Origin of the sequence: Chryseobacterium sp. G0162 (assembly GCF_003815715.1) — a bacterium.
Classification (GTDB): Bacteria; Bacteroidota; Bacteroidia; order Flavobacteriales; family Weeksellaceae; genus Chryseobacterium.
On record NZ_CP033922.1, the window covers coordinates 5199551 to 5216424 of the forward strand.

The following is a 16874-nucleotide window of genomic DNA, read 5'->3' on the forward strand; positions in this document are numbered from 1 at the left end:
TCTCTGTTTTTTTATTATCCTAAAGGTCTATTTAAATATTATATAAAAATGGACTTTCCCTAATGTAATTAGAATTTTCAATCTGTGAAACCAAAAACTCCGCAAGATCGGCAGCTCTGATATTTTCACCTTTACAATCGATCAGGCTTATTTCAGTATTACAACTCCTGTCTGTTATAGTAATCAGAGGTAAGCGTACCAAAGTCCAGTCTAGATCACTTTCTAAAAGCAGCTGGTATTCTTTCTGCTTATCTGAAGTGGTTTCAGGATAATTCTGATACATCCATTCGGTAGCCATTTTCACCCGGTCATTTTTTTGATCCGTTGAAGTATTCACGCTCAATCCAGTGGTTACGATATATCTTTTGATTCCATAATGATTCATTGTTCGGATGATATTTTTTGTAGCATCACTAAAGATTGACTTTTCTTCTTTGGGCTGCCCTAGTGTACTTATCACAATATTGCAGCCTTCGATTAATGAATGTACAGCCTCTTCATCCCTCACATCTCCTTTTACTATTTCAATCAGAGGATCTTGCATTTTGAAGTCTTCAGGCTTTCTCCATAAAAGCTTGATCGGATATCTTTTTTCAAGAAGGTTTTGTACCAGATATTTTCCGGATTTTCCGGTTCCACCAATAACGGCGATTGTATTTGTTTTCATAATGATCTTATTTTAAATATGATGGTTATGATCCAAACTATTTTAATCATGAGTAGTTTGTTTATTCATAACTAAGCTGGATTTAAATAATAAAGTATTGGGTTCAGTAATTCTGGACCTGTTATTTTCAAGCTTTAGAATAATGCTTGATATCGGATGATATTTAGAATAAGATTTTAATGAAATAAAGATACTCAATTTCCAGTTATCTCAAATAAAAATAAATTTATCTATTAATTCACAATCAATTAAATCACTTGTTTGAGTATTATATATTTCATAATTTTATGATTTAACAAATTAAAAATCAAATACTATGAAAAATTTAAAGAAATTAAAAAGGAATCATCTTGTATTGATAAGTGGCGGAGATGTTCCATATGCAGATTGTGATATGGAAGGAAAGTGTCCTGCTGTTTCAGGTTCGTATTATTGCAGCGGAGGAATCTGCTATAGATCTTCAGGTGGAGGTAATCCTGATGATAACTGCCATGAGCCTAAACGCGACTGTATGCCATGGGAAACAGGATGCGGTTGTGTATATTCTTAAAAATATTTATCAGATAAAATATAGAGCAGTTTTTACTGCTCTTTGTATGTTTTAAAATTTATATTCATAAAAAAGACTTCAAAACCATTCAATTATATCAGAAAAAATTCAGATTTTTGTGATTAAGCCATTCTATCATGAAATTTGGAAAAATAATATCTCCTCTACCTGCTCTCTTCCTTCTTATAAATTGTTCAGTAAAGAAAAGTATAAGTTCTGAAAATGAATATGAAGTGAAGCGGGATACACTCACTTTCTTAGACCCAAGCAGAAACCGTAAGATTCCTGTTGCTTATTATATTCCTAAAACTAAGAAGAAAATACCGAATCAGCAGGTGATTATCTTTAATCATGGATATGGTTTTAATAAAGGTGGTGATTATTTTGTATATTCTTATTTGACAGAAAAGTTGGCCTCAAAGGGGTATTTTACAATAAGTATTCAACATGAACAAACTACAGATGCTCCCCTCCCAGTAGAAGGAAACCTACAAATCGTAAGAAGACCTTTCTGGCAAAATGGTTCCGACAATATACTATATGTATTGAATGAGCTTAAAAAAACGAATCCGGATCTGGATTATAAACACCTTACCTTGATCGGCCATTCTAATGGTGGTGATATGGTGGCTTTATTTGGAAATCAGCATCCTAATCTTGTGTATAAAATTATTGCGATGGATAATAGAAGAATGTTCCTTCCAAGAACAAGTATTCCTAAAATTTATTCATTGCGTTCCAATGATTATCCTGCTGATGAAGGAGTCTTACCTACGGAAGAAGAGCAGAAAAAATATCATATGACCATTCAGCCCACTTCCATCAACCATAGTCATATGGATAATAAAGGCAGTAATGAAGAGAAAAAAACATTGAATGATTTTGTTCTGAAATACCTGAATGAGCAGTAATAATAAGCATATCTTATAGTAATTTGTGGAATAACGTCAGACTTATCCACAACAAATTGTGGATAACTTGTTAATTTTAACATTAAATTCACATTTCGTATTAAAAATATCACTACATTTACTATGTAATAAACATCGAAGTGGAAACTTTATTTGCTTTTCTTACTACTCTTGAAATTGCAATTAAATTTGAAATAAAAATTTAAGCACAGCATTGTCGGCTGTGCTTTTTATTGTTGTCTAATTAAAAAAATGAGATGTATTATCTACTGAATCTGCCCCTAACGGGCAGATTCTTTTATTATAAAGATTCCAACTACAAAAAGTATCACCCTATTCAATCTCGAAATTTAAAAGAAGAGTACAAATATTTGTGTAATCATGGTAAAAAACAAACATATTGATTTGAAATACATACAAGAATAATTTGTAATTTTATTTCCTAAGGCCTCATAGTTCAATGGATAGAACAAAAGTTTCCTAAACTTTAGATCCAAGTTCGATTCTTGGTGGGGCTACCAGACAGGGATTAGCTGTTTTCTGATCATTTTTTTTATTATTTATACTACCTAACCCATTGGTTACAAGAGATATACTTCTTAATACAGAGTTTACTCTGGTAGTTCGATATTCAATTCCTGTAAATTCAAGATTTTCTGGATATATCGAACTAATTATTTTTCTTTTTGCTTCTACACTACTTGATTGGTATAATAATGATAAGTTAGATATAACTGATAGAGCCTTGTTTAAGCGATCATCAACTTTTTCGGGATTACGAGTCGCAACTAAGCAAGAATGAAGTTCATTTTCAAGAATTTCAATTTTTTGTTTAGACTGTGCTTTAATAATCATATAATCGTCATCTTCAATCTTTTCCGCTAATAATTTATCTCGTGCAAGAGCTATCTTAGCATTATAAGTTTCTATTTCAGAAATTATTCTTTTTCTTCTATCGCCGGCTTTGTTATTATACTTTTTATAGGCTGTTAGTAGAATATTTTGTAAAATTTTTTGAACTGAAGGAAGAAACTCATATTTCTTTAGTTCCTCTACAAAAAGATTATTGGTAAGTTCAGCACTTTGCCTAAATCCACAAAATGATTTACAATGATAGTAATAATATACTTTCTGACTTCCCTTTGAACCGCTGGCCGTTAAATTTTTTCCACATTTCGGACAAATCAAAAAACCTCTCAATGGAAAAATATCAGCAGAACTAAATTTTATATACTTTCGGGTTTTTCTTTTATTGCCTTCTAAAATGAGCTGAACTTTATTAAATAGTGTCTCACTTATAAGAGGAGCATGTAAAGATTTTACATAGTGAGCTTCTTCATCCCGGTATTTCTTTATAAATATTTTACCACAATACACTGGATTTCTTATCGCAACATGAAAAGCTTGATTACTCAAAATTTTTACTCCCTTTTCTGAAAGCTGTCGTCGTATAGTTTCAGGAGCTTCAATTCCTTTTGCTATTTCATTGAATAAATAACGTATTATTGAAGCTTCAGGTTCTTTAGGCTCAATAAACTTATATTTGCCATCCTCAGTAATTTTATTAATGTATCCGAAAGGAGCACTAGCCATCCATCTTCCTTCCTTTTTAGCTCTTCGCATACCATAAAATGTATTCAGTGCTCTTCTGTCATTCTCTACTTCTGGTGCAGCAAGATAGATTGCTAACATCATTTTATTTTCTGGTATGAAAAGATCCAATGGCTGTTCTATAGCCTGCACTTCTACTCCCAGTTTTTTAAGGATACCTATCATTTGATATGCATCACCTGCATTCCTACTAAAGCGGTCCCATTTAGTAAATAAGACTTTATCAATCTTAGATTTTTTCTTCTTTAGATAAATTAAAAGCTCATTCCATCCTGGACGATTAAAATTTTTTGCTGAATGATCTTCAAAAATAAGATTATCAATTTTAAGATTATTAGTTTCACAATACCTTTTTAAGCGTTCTTCCTGATCACGTTGAGAGTAACCTCTATCTGCCTGCTCATCAGTTGATACACGAATATATAAAGCAACATTACTCATAATAATTAGTTTAAAAATTTTCACCTAAAGATATCGAAAAGTATTTACAAGGTTTGTAATCAACTTAATAGTAAAAACAAGATTTATTAAGGAAGTTAATCGACTAGTATTATTTCAAAATTGAATTTTTCACTAGTTACAAGACCGGCAATTAAATATAAAAATACTAAAATCTTTTTCGCTTCCTCCACAGTAACGTACACACCATCAGTTTTAAGAAGCTCAATTGTTTCTTCATTTGTCATTGTACTTATTTGTAATTTTTCCATATTCACATTTTTGTTTTGGAACATAAAATTGAATACATAATTTAGAGAAGGTATCGTTATGAAAGTAAAAGCATCTGTTTGGCAGTAAATGACTTTTCTTCCTATACTTGAAAGTTTCCAAGTGTCTTCAAAATGTATTTGATGGCAGTCTGTTGCATTTAATTGACTACAGTTTTTTTTATCCAAAACATCTAATTTTTGTACATTTGAGACTATGAAAGAACAGCACCTGGAGCCAAATCAAGAACTTTATCATTCAATTGCTAAAATTATTGCAGATTCAAAATCAAGCCTTTACAGAACTACTAACACCATATTGTTAAAGATGTACTGGGAAATAGGAAAACTCATTGTCCAGGATGAACAAAATGGTGAAAAACGTGCTGGTTATGGAAAATATCTACTTAAAAATTTAGCAAACCAACTATCTCTTGAGTTCGGCAAGGGGTTCAATGAAAGAAACCTGAACAATATGAGGGCATTCTTTAACTCTTTCCCAATTTGGAACGCAGTGCGTACCGAATTGAGTTGGACTCATTACAGGATTATAAGCAGAATTGACAACCCTGATCACAGAATTCAGTACATCGATCACTCCATTGAAGGAAACTGGAATACCAGAACATTGCAACGAAATATTGACAGCCAGTATCTGGGCAGGTTGTTAAAATTTCCAGAGAATAATGATGGGAAAGAAGTTTCATCTTTCATAAAAGATCCTTACATATTTGAATTTCTAGGATTACCAAATGATACCGCACAGACAGAAACTCAAATAGAATCAGCACTCATCTCTCACCTTCAACAATTCCTAATGGAGCTAGGGAAAGGTTTTGCATTTGTTGCAAGGCAGCAGCACATTGTTACCGATACCTCCGACTTCTTTATAGATCTTGTCTTTTATAATTACTATCTTAAATGTTTCGTACTTGTCGATTTAAAAACACATAAATTAACCCACGAAGCTATTGGACAGATGGATATGTACGTTAGGATGTATAATGATCTTAAAAAACGTGATGATGATAATCCAACTATTGGCATCATTCTATGTACGGAAAAAGATGAAACAGTGGTAAAATATTCTGTTATGTCTGAAAATGAAAAATTGTTCGCAAGTAAATACAGAACATATCTCCCCGATGAGAAAGAATTAAAGCAGCTTATCGAAGCAGATCGATTAAAACTTGAACTGGATAACCTCAGCTAAATAAAACAAGTATATAACAAAGCTAAGCCTTTCAGATTATATTGGAAAATCAGTACAATTTGATTGTGCTGAAAAAAGTACATAGCTAATCACTTATACTTAGTGATTTTATTGGGTAAATCATGTCCAAATAACTCCCACCGTAGATCTTACATTGCAACACCTTAGTTTTATAATAAGACTTTATATTCATTGATCCAACTGGATTTTTATTGAGAGTTCTAACATTTCCAAAAATAACCGGTAAAAAGGCAGCTAAGGTATTGTTGCCAGCCATCGCTCATGCAGTCAAAAGACTACGGCATAAACGGCTTCCTCCCTGAAGGTACCCTCCAATTATTCCGTTTCCTTTTGGCTTTTTTCATTGTCAACACTTCATATCTGCTTTCTTTTTTCCGGTTTTTCTTTTGAAAAATATTAAACAAAACCTAAAAGGTTTGCAGGGAAAGGAAGGATAAAAGATAAGAACAAATCACAAATATAAGTACGGGAAATTCAAGTCTCTGCCGTACAAGAGCAATCACATGGATTTTAATATTGTCAATGAAATAAAATTAAGTTATTCACGAAAAGGTAATTCAGAGAAATTAATAAGCTGTTCACGTGATGCTGTTGATGTATTCCGTCAATACTTTGATATTGATGAAATAGACTACAGGGAATCATTTTTTGCTTTGTATTTAAATCAGGCAAACAAAGTTTTAGGGATAAAGAAAATATCTGAATCAGGTATTTCTTCAACAATAGTTGATGTAAGAATTATTATGCAGGCCGCCCTACTATGCAATGCATCCGCAGTAATTTTAGCACATAACCACCCATCTGGAAATTTAAAACCGTCAGCGGAAGATCTAAAAATTACTCAGAATATTAAAAATGCCTCAGAATTTTTAAATATTAAATTGCTGGATCATTGTATTTTGACCTCAACTGATTACTTGTCATTTGCTGATGAAGGGCATTTTTGAATCAAAAATTATCACTACTAACATAAGCGACAATCATGAATTGTCGCTTATGTCAATTCGGAGAAAAGACAATTCCTTCTGTAATTGGGAACGTCTTTTCGCAAATTATGAGTAACCCTATTGAAAAAAAATAGCTTATATAAATTTTCTCAAAAAGACTACAGTTAAAATAGTAGGTTATTATTTATAACCTACTATTATAAAAGCAAAAGGCTATTTCTGATGAAATAGCCTGAAATTTTAAATGATAGCTTTTTTATAAAGTCCCCGCACTTTGAGGATTAAATTGGAAACTGAACATTTGTTTATTATCCATATTATCGGAAATCCATTATGTTGTGTAGTCACTTATGTTCATGTTCCAGTTATTTTATCGTTTAACACTTTATAATAAAAGATAAAGTAATCTGGAACACAACATAATATTTGCCTGATTATTCTAAAATAAAAATGGAAACAAATTATCAGCAGTTATTTTTACTTGATTTTTAATGGGATCACAATACTATTGATTTTAAGCTCAACCAATAGCGAAAAAGACAAGTTCGTAAGAGAACTCATATATACCTATTTAGCTTTTGTTATATTTAAAGCTAAACCTATAGTGTTGGAACTTTTTGAATATTCAGTATAATTGAGATATTTTCATCTTTAAAAAGATTGCTTGGAGACAGATTTATTAGCATTGAAATAATTGAATAATGGTATTATATTTTTTAGATCATTTTTAATATATATCCCAAAAATGATCCTCCCAAAACTACGTACGCACTATTGATCTTTTTGAAATTAAAAACAATAATCGCACCTACAACCACAATTAAAATCGTTCGCCAATCAGTAATGGTTTCTTTACCCATTTCATAGCACACAGCTATGATTATGGCTACCGATGCTACATTCACTGCATCTAAAAAGGCGGACAATCCTTTAGAATTTCGTAGCTTTTTCATTAACGGATTAAGCAGTGCCACAAAAACAAATGAGGGCAGGAAAATTGCAATAGTTGAGATAATGGCTCCTGAAAGCCCATTGATTTGAAAGCCAATAAACGTTACCGATGAAAAAACAGGACCGGGCGTGAACTGTCCTACCGCAATGGCATCCATTAGTTGCTGTCTTGTGAGTATACCTGTTGCTACCAATTCCGTATCTAAAAAGGCAAATAATACATATCCACTCCCATAAAGTATGGAACCAATTTTTAGGAACGTCCAAAAAAGTTTGGTATTGGTCGCTGTCCAAAAAGTTGTCTGTATTATTTGAAGAAATGTAAGCGGAACAATACTTTGTAAAGTGTCATTTTTTTGTTTACTCTGTATCTTGTACAATCCAAACGCTAACAAACCTGCACCAAACATTAAATAAATTTCATTAACTCCAAACACAGCTGCTAACAAAACAGCAATACCTATAAGAGCTAAATTTATGGATTTGACAGATTGTTTTGCCAATGGATAAATTGCTGCCAGAATAATGGCTATTATAGCAGGTTTGATACCATAGATAAAAGGTTGTACTTCGGGTAGCTGTCCGTAAAGATTATATAAATATGCGAAAATTCCAGTGATAAATACGGCAGGCAGAATAAAGCATAAACCTGCTGTTAACAATCCTTTCCAACCGCCTTTATCATAGCCAATATGAATAGCCATTTCCGTGCTGTTAGGTCCTGGAATAAGGTTGGTAGCACCCAGCAGATCCAAAAAATGCTGTTCGTTCATCCACATTCGTTTGATCACTACTTCATCCCGCATCATGACAATATGTGCTGCCGGACCTCCAAACCCAATGATACCTAACTTACCGAAAACTTTTGCGATTTCTTTTACGTTTACATTCTCTTGCATTTTAATTATCTTAATTCGACTTCATCTATTTGATTTAAAGTGTCCGGATTGAATACTTTCATTGTTATTTTTTTTCCTTCCACATAAAACAGGCACAGTGCATTTTCCACGCTAAAGGACTGGGTATGCTTACTCCATGGCAATACTTCCTGGCCATAATAAGGAGCTCCTGCTGCACCATTATTGATTTGATAAATTGGACGCGATACGTTAAGTTTTTTATGGGGATAATTCCCGGGGTAAATAGGCATATCAGCCGTAAGCTTCAACCAGTTATAGTTATGCTCATCTCCTGTAAGCATCCCCACCACTTTCTTACTTTCATTAATCAAAATATCTAAATATTCATCCCTGCGTTCTATAATTCCTTTGTCAACAGGTTTTCCTCCAATGTAGGGTCTTTTTTCGTTGTTACCTCCGTACCACATCACATCTTTACTGTGTCCTCCATTAGGAAATGCAGGGGTATGTTGTGTAAGAAAAATGTGATCAATATTCTTGTCTTTTTCCAGTTTTGAGATCGTTTCACGAAGCCATTGAAGTTGGTTATCCATTAAATACCCATGCAACCCTCCGCTAGAAGCCGTTTGATTAGCAATGGAAGGTGCATACCAGTAATTGCTATTAAGGACAATCATCGCCACATTGCCGTATGTGTAATAAAACGCATTTTCCTTATAAGAAGGGAAATCTATATTTTTAGGGTCAGGGTCATACTTGTTATTATCCTCGCTATCAGGGCCGTTTTCAGGATTAATAAATTCCTCTGCAAAAAGTGCTTCTGCGGATTGGGTCTCATAAGGAAAAGCATCAATAAATGCTTGTTGTTTACCTTTCTCATCATTAAAAATAAGACCTAATGCTTCATGATTCCCCATGCCAATATAATAGGGCATATAGTGCCAAAATGGTTCAATGGATTTTTTCCAATTAGAATACTCCACTCTCTGCTGCTCTTTACTGCTCAAATAGCCATTAATCATATCGCCGGTGAACTGCATAAAGCGCACGTCTTTCATATTAGCCAGTGCGGCTATTTTTTTCATTATGTAGGCGTTCGCTCCAAGGATTTTCCGTTCACCTCCACCTGTAGCATGGCGGCTGTCGCTTGCATAACCAAATACGAACGCTTCTCTGCTGCCTTTAGATGGTGCAGTTTTAAGATGATACGATTGTGATTGTATCCCATATTTTACCTTATAGTTGTGCTTTGTATTTGGGGTAAGTCCTGCTATATTCCAGCGATGCGGCGTTGTTTCCTGCTCATCTTTATAAACTTTGCCATTGATTTCAATTTCGGCTTTTACAGGACGTGTGGTTTTGCACCAGATTACAGCAGAGTTATCAGTTACCATATTTACAAAAGGTCCTTCATAAATTGCTGGTATGACTTCAAATGGTCCTTCACCTTTTAAAGCAACTATGCCATCAAACAAAAGCATACCTTGCTCATCAGCAATTCGGTAGCCAAGGTTCAGGTACCCATTTTTCTTCCAGTCTACAAAATCATACGGATACTTGAAATCGTCTTTTATATTGAGCACTATTTTACCATCTTCAATTTTGACTGTTTTTCGATATACTGGAAGCGGATGCGGAACTTTTCCGTATGGGATCAAGCCATAGGTTACCGTGCCTTTTAAAGTCCCAAAATCCATCTGAACCCCATTTTCAGTAGCTTCCGGTTTACCAAGAAGTTGTTCGATCGTTAGTGGATTTTTAAATTCTTCAGCAAAGTATTTTTCACCCTTATTTTCAAAATATAATCTTCCATTAGTATCATAGCCCAGGTTACTGTATGTAGCAGGAATTTTAGGAAGTTGTGCCATTGCTGTTGTAGCAAACATTAACGCAATAGCAGAAAATAGTATCTTATTCATATAAATTGTCTAAAATGATATGTTATATTTAAGTGATTGAAATTGTCCTATTTATTTAGGAATATTTGTCAAGCTATCTATCGACCAACAACCTCCACCTTTTATCAATAGAAAGATACTACCCAAAAGCATCGCCCAGTCTGTACGACTTCCATGCATCATTTCCCAAAATCCTTTTTCTGCTAAAACTTCTGATTTAGTTGTTGCAATAGCAACGAACATAATAATGATAAGAGGAATGCTCACCAATCTTGTCAGAAGTCCAATAAGAATTAAAAATCCACAAACAATTTCAAAGCTGCCAACGAACGGACCCAAAAACTCAGGATTAGGCAGACCTATTTTTGCAAAACGTCCTGCACCTAAGGTGTCTGCAAATAAAAACTTCTGTATTCCTTCCGAAAGAAATACGGCACCTACCATCAGTCGAATAAGTATGGTAGTTTTTGATAGGTCTGTCTTAGTTATTTTTTGAAACATCATGATTAAATAGTTTTATGAATTTTGGATTGTATATTTTATATAAATGGGCTACCATCCCTGCAATAAGCATACTTAAAATAGCTGGAACTAAAATATCAGCGGGATAGTGTACGCCTAAATAAACCCTGCTCAAACTGACAAAAATTGCCCATGGGATGAGAATAATTGGGAGCCATTTCAGATTTTGTTTAGTTAATATGGTTAAATAAAATACCAAAGCAAAGACATTGGCAGCATGAGAAGAAATAAAACCGAACTTGCCGCCACGATAATTGTTTACTATATGTAGCTCACCTTCTAATGCTGGATTATGACTTGGACGCAGCCTTTCAAATAGTGGTTTAAATATGCCGGAAGCCAACTGATCACTCATTGTGATGAGCAATACGATTAATAAAATCATTAGGATGGCATCCTTTTTATACTTCCAGATAAGCAAAATTATCAGTGCAACATAAAAAAGAAGCCAAGTGTATTTGTCGCTGGCAAACCACATTACTTCGTCCCAAAATTCGTTGTGGCTTCCATTTAGCCATAATAGAATATTTGTATCTATTTGTTTGATATCCTCAAGCATTATTTTCTGATGGGTGATTGTCTTTCTGTCGGAGTTTTTACAGTAAAAAAAGGTACTTTTTCCATTGCATGACAGCTAACGCAGCTATTGGTAATTACTTGGAAGTTCTTATTAAAAACAACTGTATCCTTTTTTTTTAGTGCCTCTTTCATTTGGGGGACTGTAACGGTTAGAAAATGCTGTGCGGATTGTGCCCGTTTAGGCCTTCTTTCCAGGCCATTTTCAATTGCCTTTTGGATTTTCTCCAATTGATAATCGGCATATCCCCAGTTTTCGTCTTGTCCAGCCCAATATAATTCCTGATAACGATATCCGGTTTCAACCATGGCCATATCGAAACCACGAAATTGATTTTCTATTGTTTCAAGCTTTTTTTGCTCGTTTCCTTTTATCCACTGCCCCTGAACTGTTTCTTGTTTTTGGTTACAAGCCGAAATAAAAAGAATTATTAACAAACATGTTGAATATTTCATTGCTTACAATTTACTCTCCACAAATTTCGTACAATACAAGTCACCTTATACGGTATATTTGAAAATATTCCGACAGCTTTTAGGTATTGCGGAATACCTGTGGTGTAAGGCCTGCAAAGCGTTTGAAATACTTTACAAAGTGGGAAGTATCATTAAAATTCAAACTATAGGCAATTTCAGAAACACTGTTTTCCGTATAAATCAATTGTCTTTTTGCCTCGCTGATGATATGCTCAGCAATTACTTCTGCTGCTGATTGGCTTAGTGTTTTACGACAAATAGCATTTAGATTTTGTGGTGTCGTATGCAGCTTTTCTGCGTAGTAGGCAACATTGTTCTGCAGGTCATTTGTCTGGTTCAGTAACTCCCTGAGCAATGCAATGATATCATCCGTTTTGTTGGTCTTAATTACCAGAGGTTTTGCGGCAATCAATATTTTAGCAAATAGTGCTTTCAATAATCCTTCTGTAACTGTAAAGTCTTTTTCTTTGGTGAGTAAATTGAACAACGTACCGATACTTTCAGTTTCTCTCAAATGAATGCAAGTTAATCCGCTTAGTTTGGATAAAAGACTTTTTAGTTCGCCGTCAATCGAGTTATCTACAAAACCTTTCTTTAAAAGTAGTACATAACCATCTGGTGTATCTGTAATATCCCAATGATGTACCTGTTCTTTTCGAACAAAAAATAGTGTTGGAGGATCTATCGGAAAAGGAGTATGGTCGATGGTGTGGCAACCGCTTCCTTTCCGTAGGTAAATAATTTCAAAATAACTGTTGTGCTTATGAGGTTCGGTTTTACGAATTTCCTTTTTGAACGGCAAAACCTTTATTAGTTCTGCTGCTTCAATTTTACTTTTTATGCTGATGCTCTTTTTCAACTAATTTCTTATCATATTTTTATGTTATAAAATTAATTATAAAAACAGAGCAAAAATAGCCATATCTCAATCTTCGTTACTAAAATTTTTAATAACGAAGATGTTCAATAGCAAAAAAAAACAACTGATGTTTTTTTTTGCTATTAATTATGGCTTAAACTATTGGTCTTTATCTTATTTTTCCGGCATTACCTTATAGGTAGGATCTTCATGAAGGTTCACTTCAATAAAGCCACTGGCATTATCCAGAAGTTGTATACAATCTGGGCTGAGGTGCTTTAGAACAACTTCTTTATTATTAGCTGTATATTTTTCGGTCACTTTTTTCAGTGCTTCAATGGCAGACATATCAACGATACGGGATTCTTTGAAATCAATAATTATTTTTTCCGGATCACCCTGCGCATCAAATTTCTCTGAAAAAGCTGTCGTGCTCCCAAAGAAAATGGGACCGTAAATTTCATACACTTTATTACCCATTTCATCAATCGATTTTTTAGCCCTGATTCTTTTTGCATTATCCCAGGCAAAAACCAAAGCGGATATAATAACACCAATCAGTACTGCTAAGGCAAGATTATGAAGTAAAACAGTAATTATTGCTACAAGCATACCCACAAAAATATCTGATTTAGGCATTTTGGTTATAATACGGAATGAAACCCATTCAAAAGTGCCTATTGCCACCATCATCATAACACCAACTAAAGCAGCCATCGGGATCTGTTCAATAATCGGCCCACCTGCCAGAATTATAATCAAAATAGTAACCGCTCCGATAATTGCAGAGATTCTGGTTCTTGCTCCGGCATCGATATTTACCAAGGTTTGGGCTACCATAGCACAGCCTCCCATACCTCCAAAAAAGCCATTGGTAATGTTGGCTATACCTTGTGCGCAGGCTTCTTTATTGGAACGTCCTTTTGTATTGGTAATCTCGTCTACCATATTTAAAGTCAATAAAGATTCAATAAGTCCCACTCCGGCCATAATCGCGGCGTATGGAAAGATGATTTTTAAAGTTTCTATGGTAAACGGAATATTTGGAATGTGAAAAGACGGTAGGGAACCACTCACCGATGCAATATCTATCACTTTCTTGGTATCTATGTTTAAGAAATACACCAGACCAAAAACAACGATGATGGCAACCAGCGATGAAGGTATTGCCTTTGTAATCTTTGGGAAAATCAAAACGATAGCAATAGTAAGCATGGTCAATCCAGCCATTATAGCAAGTGCTGAACCTTCCATCCAAGAGCTTACTCCATTTTCTAACACCTTAAATTGGGCAACCTGAGCCATAAAAATAATCACCGCAAGACCATTTAAGAAACCATACATCACGGGTTGTGGTATCAATCTTACAAACTTACCGAGTTTCAGCACCCCGACTAATAGTTGAATAATTCCTGCTAAAGCAACTGCTGCAAAAAGATATTCAACACCATGAGCGGAAGCCAGAGCTATAAGAACAACCACAGTAGCACCCGCGCCACCGGAAACCATTCCAGGTCTACCACCCAAAATGGCAGTGACAATTCCCATTAAAAAAGCTGCATAAAGTCCTGTTAATGGAGATAATCCTGCTAAAATCGCAAATGACAATGACTCAGGTATCATGGTCATCGCAACGGTTAATCCAGCTAAAATTTCATTTTTAATATTTACGTTTCGTAATGATTGAAAACTTAAGAAAGTGTTTTCCATAGATATAAATTGTATGTTGATCCCATAGTAGATTATGGAATAATGATTTAAAATTGATTTTTGAAAGTATAAGAAAAACTATCCAAAAAAAGCTTTTGGATATAGGATGAATTATTAGCCTGTTAAATTAAGGCGGTGTAACTTGGGAAGATGTAGTACTGAATAATTTCATAATAGATTGCAAATATAAAAAAAAATAGACTTATTAATTAAGTCTATTCACTATAAATTTGCTTTTTTTGAAACGGTCTAACTGTAATATCTTTTTTTCAACCATAAACTGGCTCTTACCAATAGTATGAGTACCGGTACTTCCACCAACGGGCCAATTACACCTACAAAAGCTTGCGGAGAGTTGATACCGAATACTGCGATGGCTACCGCAATTGCCAGTTCAAAATTGTTTCCAGTGGCCGTAAATGCAATGGATGCGTTTTTATCGTATGGTACCTTCATTGATTTATTGATAAAAAAGCTTACAAAAAACATAAGGACAAAATAGATGACCAGTGGAATAGCTACTTTTACCACATCCATTGGAAGCTCCACGATTTTTTCACCTTTTAAGCTGAACATTAAGACGATCGTAAATAATAAAGCGTACAATGTTATAGGTGATATTGTGGGTACAAATTTTCTATTGTACCATTCTATACCTTTTGATTTAACTAAGATATATCGGCTTAGGAAGCCTGCCAGAAAAGGAATACCCAAATAGATAAGAACACTTTCTGTGACGTCCTTCATTGAAACACTGACATTGAAGTTGGCTAGTCCTAATTTACCAGGCAGTACATTGATAAATAACCATACAAAGAAGCTATAGGTAAACACCTGAAAGATACTGTTTAAGGCGACTAATAAGGCTGCATATTCTCGGTTTCCTTTAGCGAGATCATTCCATACAATCACCATTGCAATACATCTGGCCAAACCAATAAGAATTAATCCGATCATATAGTCCGGCTCATCTCTTAAAAACAAAATGGCAAGAACAAACATTAAAATAGGTCCTATCACCCAATTTAATAATAATGATATACTGATTACTTTTTTATCCCTAAAAGCAGTAGGTAAAAGAGAATAGTCAACTTTAGCGAGTGGAGGGTACATCATTAATATTAGTCCAATAGCTAATGGGACGTTAGTTGTACCTACGGATAGAGAATCCATAACTTTTGAAGTCCCGGGAAATAAGAATCCCAAGCCCACACCAACTGCCATGGCAAGAAATATCCAAAGTGTTAAGTATCTGTCGAGAAATTTTAATTTTGGCTGCATATTATTTTAATTTATTCCTATTGTTTTACTTCTTCTTTCCATAATAATCGTATCGCGCCAGGTGTCTCCCAGTTTTCCTATTTTCTCACGGAAACCGACTATTCTAAAACCAAAGCGTTGATGAAGCGCTACTGTTGCTTCATTTTCAGGAAACATTCCGCTTTGAAGCCTCCAAATTCCATAAGCTTCGCTTTCTTCAATTAGCCTGGCCATCAAGGTCTTTCCGACGCCTTTTCCTTTATGAGAATTAGAAACATAAATACTTACTTCTGCTACACCTCCGTAAACACATCGGTCACTCACTGCCGAAAGGGCTGCCCAGCCGACTATGATACCATCAACTACTGCTGCAAACCTGCTGTGTTTTAGTTTACTTTTATCCCAATCTTCCCACTCTGGGGTTGTTGTTTCAAAAGTGGCATGGCCTGTTTCAATGCCTTCTTTGTATATTCTGGAGATATTTGAATAATGCTCCTTACCGATCGCTGTTATTTCCATGCTATTTGTTTACCAGTGAAAAAACATAAAACATTTCTGCTGCAATCTGCAAGCTTCTTTCCGCATACACCTCTGTTTGCTGTGGGCTATTGTCCGAGGCTTTGGGATCATCGTATTTTATCGGGAATCTTGCCTCAGCTCCAAAAACCACAGGACAGCCTTCATCTGCATTGTTACAGGTCATGATGGCACCGAATTCATTTTTAGGATTAAATTCGCTGTTATATTCTTTGGAAAAGCAGATAATCGCTGCCTCATTTTCGGCATATTTAATTGCATAGACAGGATTTTCTGTTTCGCTGAGCTTTTGAATTTGAAACCCCTGATCGCTCAATGTTTCTGCAATTTTGGGGAACATTGCTGTTGCCTCAGTACCACCTGAATAGCAAAACACATTAGTAATCCCAAAATGATAGGCCATAGTTTGCGCCCAGATTTGGGATAAATGGCTTCTCCTACTATTATGGGTACAGATAAAATTTAAGCGTATTGTCTGACCTGTTTCTATTTTCGTTTGGATATAGTCTGCCAATGGCTGTAAAACTGTTTTTCTTTCTTCTGAAATACTATTTGTTGAAATGGATTCAATGGTTGTTATAAGTTTATGGTTCATTT

17 protein-coding genes and 1 tRNA gene are annotated in these 16874 nt (G+C 34.6%); 5 read left to right on the forward strand and 13 right to left on the reverse strand.

Features of this window, described 5'->3' with window-relative positions; genetic code table 11:
• Positions 1–31: 31 nt before the first annotated feature.
• On the reverse strand, positions 32–667 hold the full coding sequence (locus EG344_RS23330; protein ID WP_123911663.1) for an NAD(P)-dependent oxidoreductase: 636 nt from the start codon (positions 665–667) through the stop codon (positions 32–34).
• Between the two features lie 316 nt (positions 668–983).
• Between EG344_RS23330 and EG344_RS23335 the strand changes: the two genes are divergently transcribed.
• The 3 genes from EG344_RS23335 (at position 984) to EG344_RS23345 (ending at position 2649) form a co-directional block, all read left to right on the forward strand.
• Positions 984–1217, forward strand: coding sequence for a hypothetical protein (locus tag EG344_RS23335; RefSeq protein WP_123911664.1), 234 nt, complete (start codon positions 984–986; stop codon positions 1215–1217).
• A gap of 233 nt (positions 1218–1450) precedes the next feature.
• Positions 1451–2128 carry an alpha/beta hydrolase family protein gene (locus EG344_RS23340; protein ID WP_228412810.1) on the forward strand — a complete coding sequence of 226 codons (678 nt, stop codon included), beginning with the start codon at positions 1451–1453 and terminating at the stop codon, positions 2126–2128.
• A gap of 446 nt (positions 2129–2574) precedes the next feature.
• Positions 2575–2649 (forward strand) — tRNA-Arg (locus EG344_RS23345).
• On the opposite strand, the gene EG344_RS24570 is transcribed toward EG344_RS23345, so the two are convergent.
• A complete protein-coding gene (locus EG344_RS24570; protein ID WP_123911885.1) occupies positions 2609–4180 on the reverse strand; it encodes a recombinase family protein in 1572 nt (523 codons plus the stop codon). The two genes, EG344_RS23345 and EG344_RS24570, sit on opposite strands and share 41 nt — an antisense overlap.
• A 95-nt stretch (positions 4181–4275) precedes the next feature.
• The gene (locus tag EG344_RS23355; RefSeq protein ID WP_123911666.1) at positions 4276–4635 is read right to left on the reverse strand and encodes a hypothetical protein; all 360 of its coding nucleotides are present in this window, start codon (positions 4633–4635) and stop codon (positions 4276–4278) included.
• 28 nt (positions 4636–4663) lie between these two features.
• Here EG344_RS23355 and EG344_RS23360 point away from each other — a divergent pair, with 28 nt between their 5' ends.
• Together EG344_RS23360 and EG344_RS23365 are read left to right on the forward strand one after the other, a co-directional pair.
• Positions 4664–5659 carry a YhcG family protein gene (locus tag EG344_RS23360; RefSeq protein WP_123911667.1) on the forward strand — a complete coding sequence of 332 codons (996 nt, stop codon included), beginning with the start codon at positions 4664–4666 and terminating at the stop codon, positions 5657–5659.
• A gap of 524 nt (positions 5660–6183) precedes the next feature.
• On the forward strand, positions 6184–6627 hold the full coding sequence (locus EG344_RS23365; protein ID WP_123911668.1) for a JAB domain-containing protein: 444 nt from the start codon (positions 6184–6186) through the stop codon (positions 6625–6627).
• 716 nt (positions 6628–7343) lie between these two features.
• On the opposite strand, the gene chrA is transcribed toward EG344_RS23365, so the two are convergent.
• From chrA to EG344_RS23415, 10 genes are all read right to left on the reverse strand, one after another.
• A complete protein-coding gene (gene chrA, locus EG344_RS23370; protein WP_123850906.1) occupies positions 7344–8477 on the reverse strand; it encodes a chromate efflux transporter in 1134 nt (377 codons plus the stop codon).
• A 5-nt stretch (positions 8478–8482) separates the two neighbouring features.
• Entirely contained in the window at positions 8483–10357 is a 1875-nt protein-coding gene (locus EG344_RS23375) for a metallophosphoesterase family protein (RefSeq protein WP_123911669.1), read from the reverse strand.
• A gap of 51 nt (positions 10358–10408) precedes the next feature.
• A complete protein-coding gene (locus EG344_RS23380; RefSeq protein ID WP_228412811.1) occupies positions 10409–10840 on the reverse strand; it encodes a DoxX family protein in 432 nt (143 codons plus the stop codon).
• Positions 10818–11417: a phosphatase PAP2 family protein gene (locus tag EG344_RS23385; protein WP_123911670.1), complete on the reverse strand. Its 600-nt coding sequence runs from the start codon at positions 11415–11417 to the stop codon at positions 10818–10820. The genes EG344_RS23380 and EG344_RS23385 overlap by 23 nt, the downstream gene beginning before the upstream one ends.
• Entirely contained in the window at positions 11417–11890 is a 474-nt protein-coding gene (locus EG344_RS23390; protein WP_123850908.1) for a hypothetical protein, read from the reverse strand. The genes EG344_RS23385 and EG344_RS23390 overlap by 1 nt, the downstream gene beginning before the upstream one ends.
• 79 nt (positions 11891–11969) lie before the next feature.
• Positions 11970–12770 (reverse strand): helix-turn-helix domain-containing protein, encoded by an 801-nt coding sequence (locus tag EG344_RS23395; protein ID WP_021190068.1) that lies wholly within the window; start codon positions 12768–12770, stop codon positions 11970–11972.
• Between the two features lie 174 nt (positions 12771–12944).
• Positions 12945–14480: a SulP family inorganic anion transporter gene (locus tag EG344_RS23400; protein WP_123911671.1), complete on the reverse strand. Its 1536-nt coding sequence runs from the start codon at positions 14478–14480 to the stop codon at positions 12945–12947.
• A gap of 249 nt (positions 14481–14729) precedes the next feature.
• The gene (gene arsB / locus EG344_RS23405; protein WP_123911672.1) at positions 14730–15761 is read right to left on the reverse strand and encodes an ACR3 family arsenite efflux transporter; all 1032 of its coding nucleotides are present in this window, start codon (positions 15759–15761) and stop codon (positions 14730–14732) included.
• A 6-nt stretch (positions 15762–15767) separates the two neighbouring features.
• Positions 15768–16259, reverse strand: coding sequence for a GNAT family N-acetyltransferase (locus tag EG344_RS23410; protein ID WP_123911673.1), 492 nt, complete (start codon positions 16257–16259; stop codon positions 15768–15770).
• Between the two features lies 1 nt (position 16260).
• Positions 16261–16872 carry a low molecular weight phosphatase family protein gene (locus EG344_RS23415; RefSeq protein WP_123911674.1) on the reverse strand — a complete coding sequence of 204 codons (612 nt, stop codon included), beginning with the start codon at positions 16870–16872 and terminating at the stop codon, positions 16261–16263.
• Between the last annotated feature and the right edge of the window lie 2 nt (positions 16873–16874).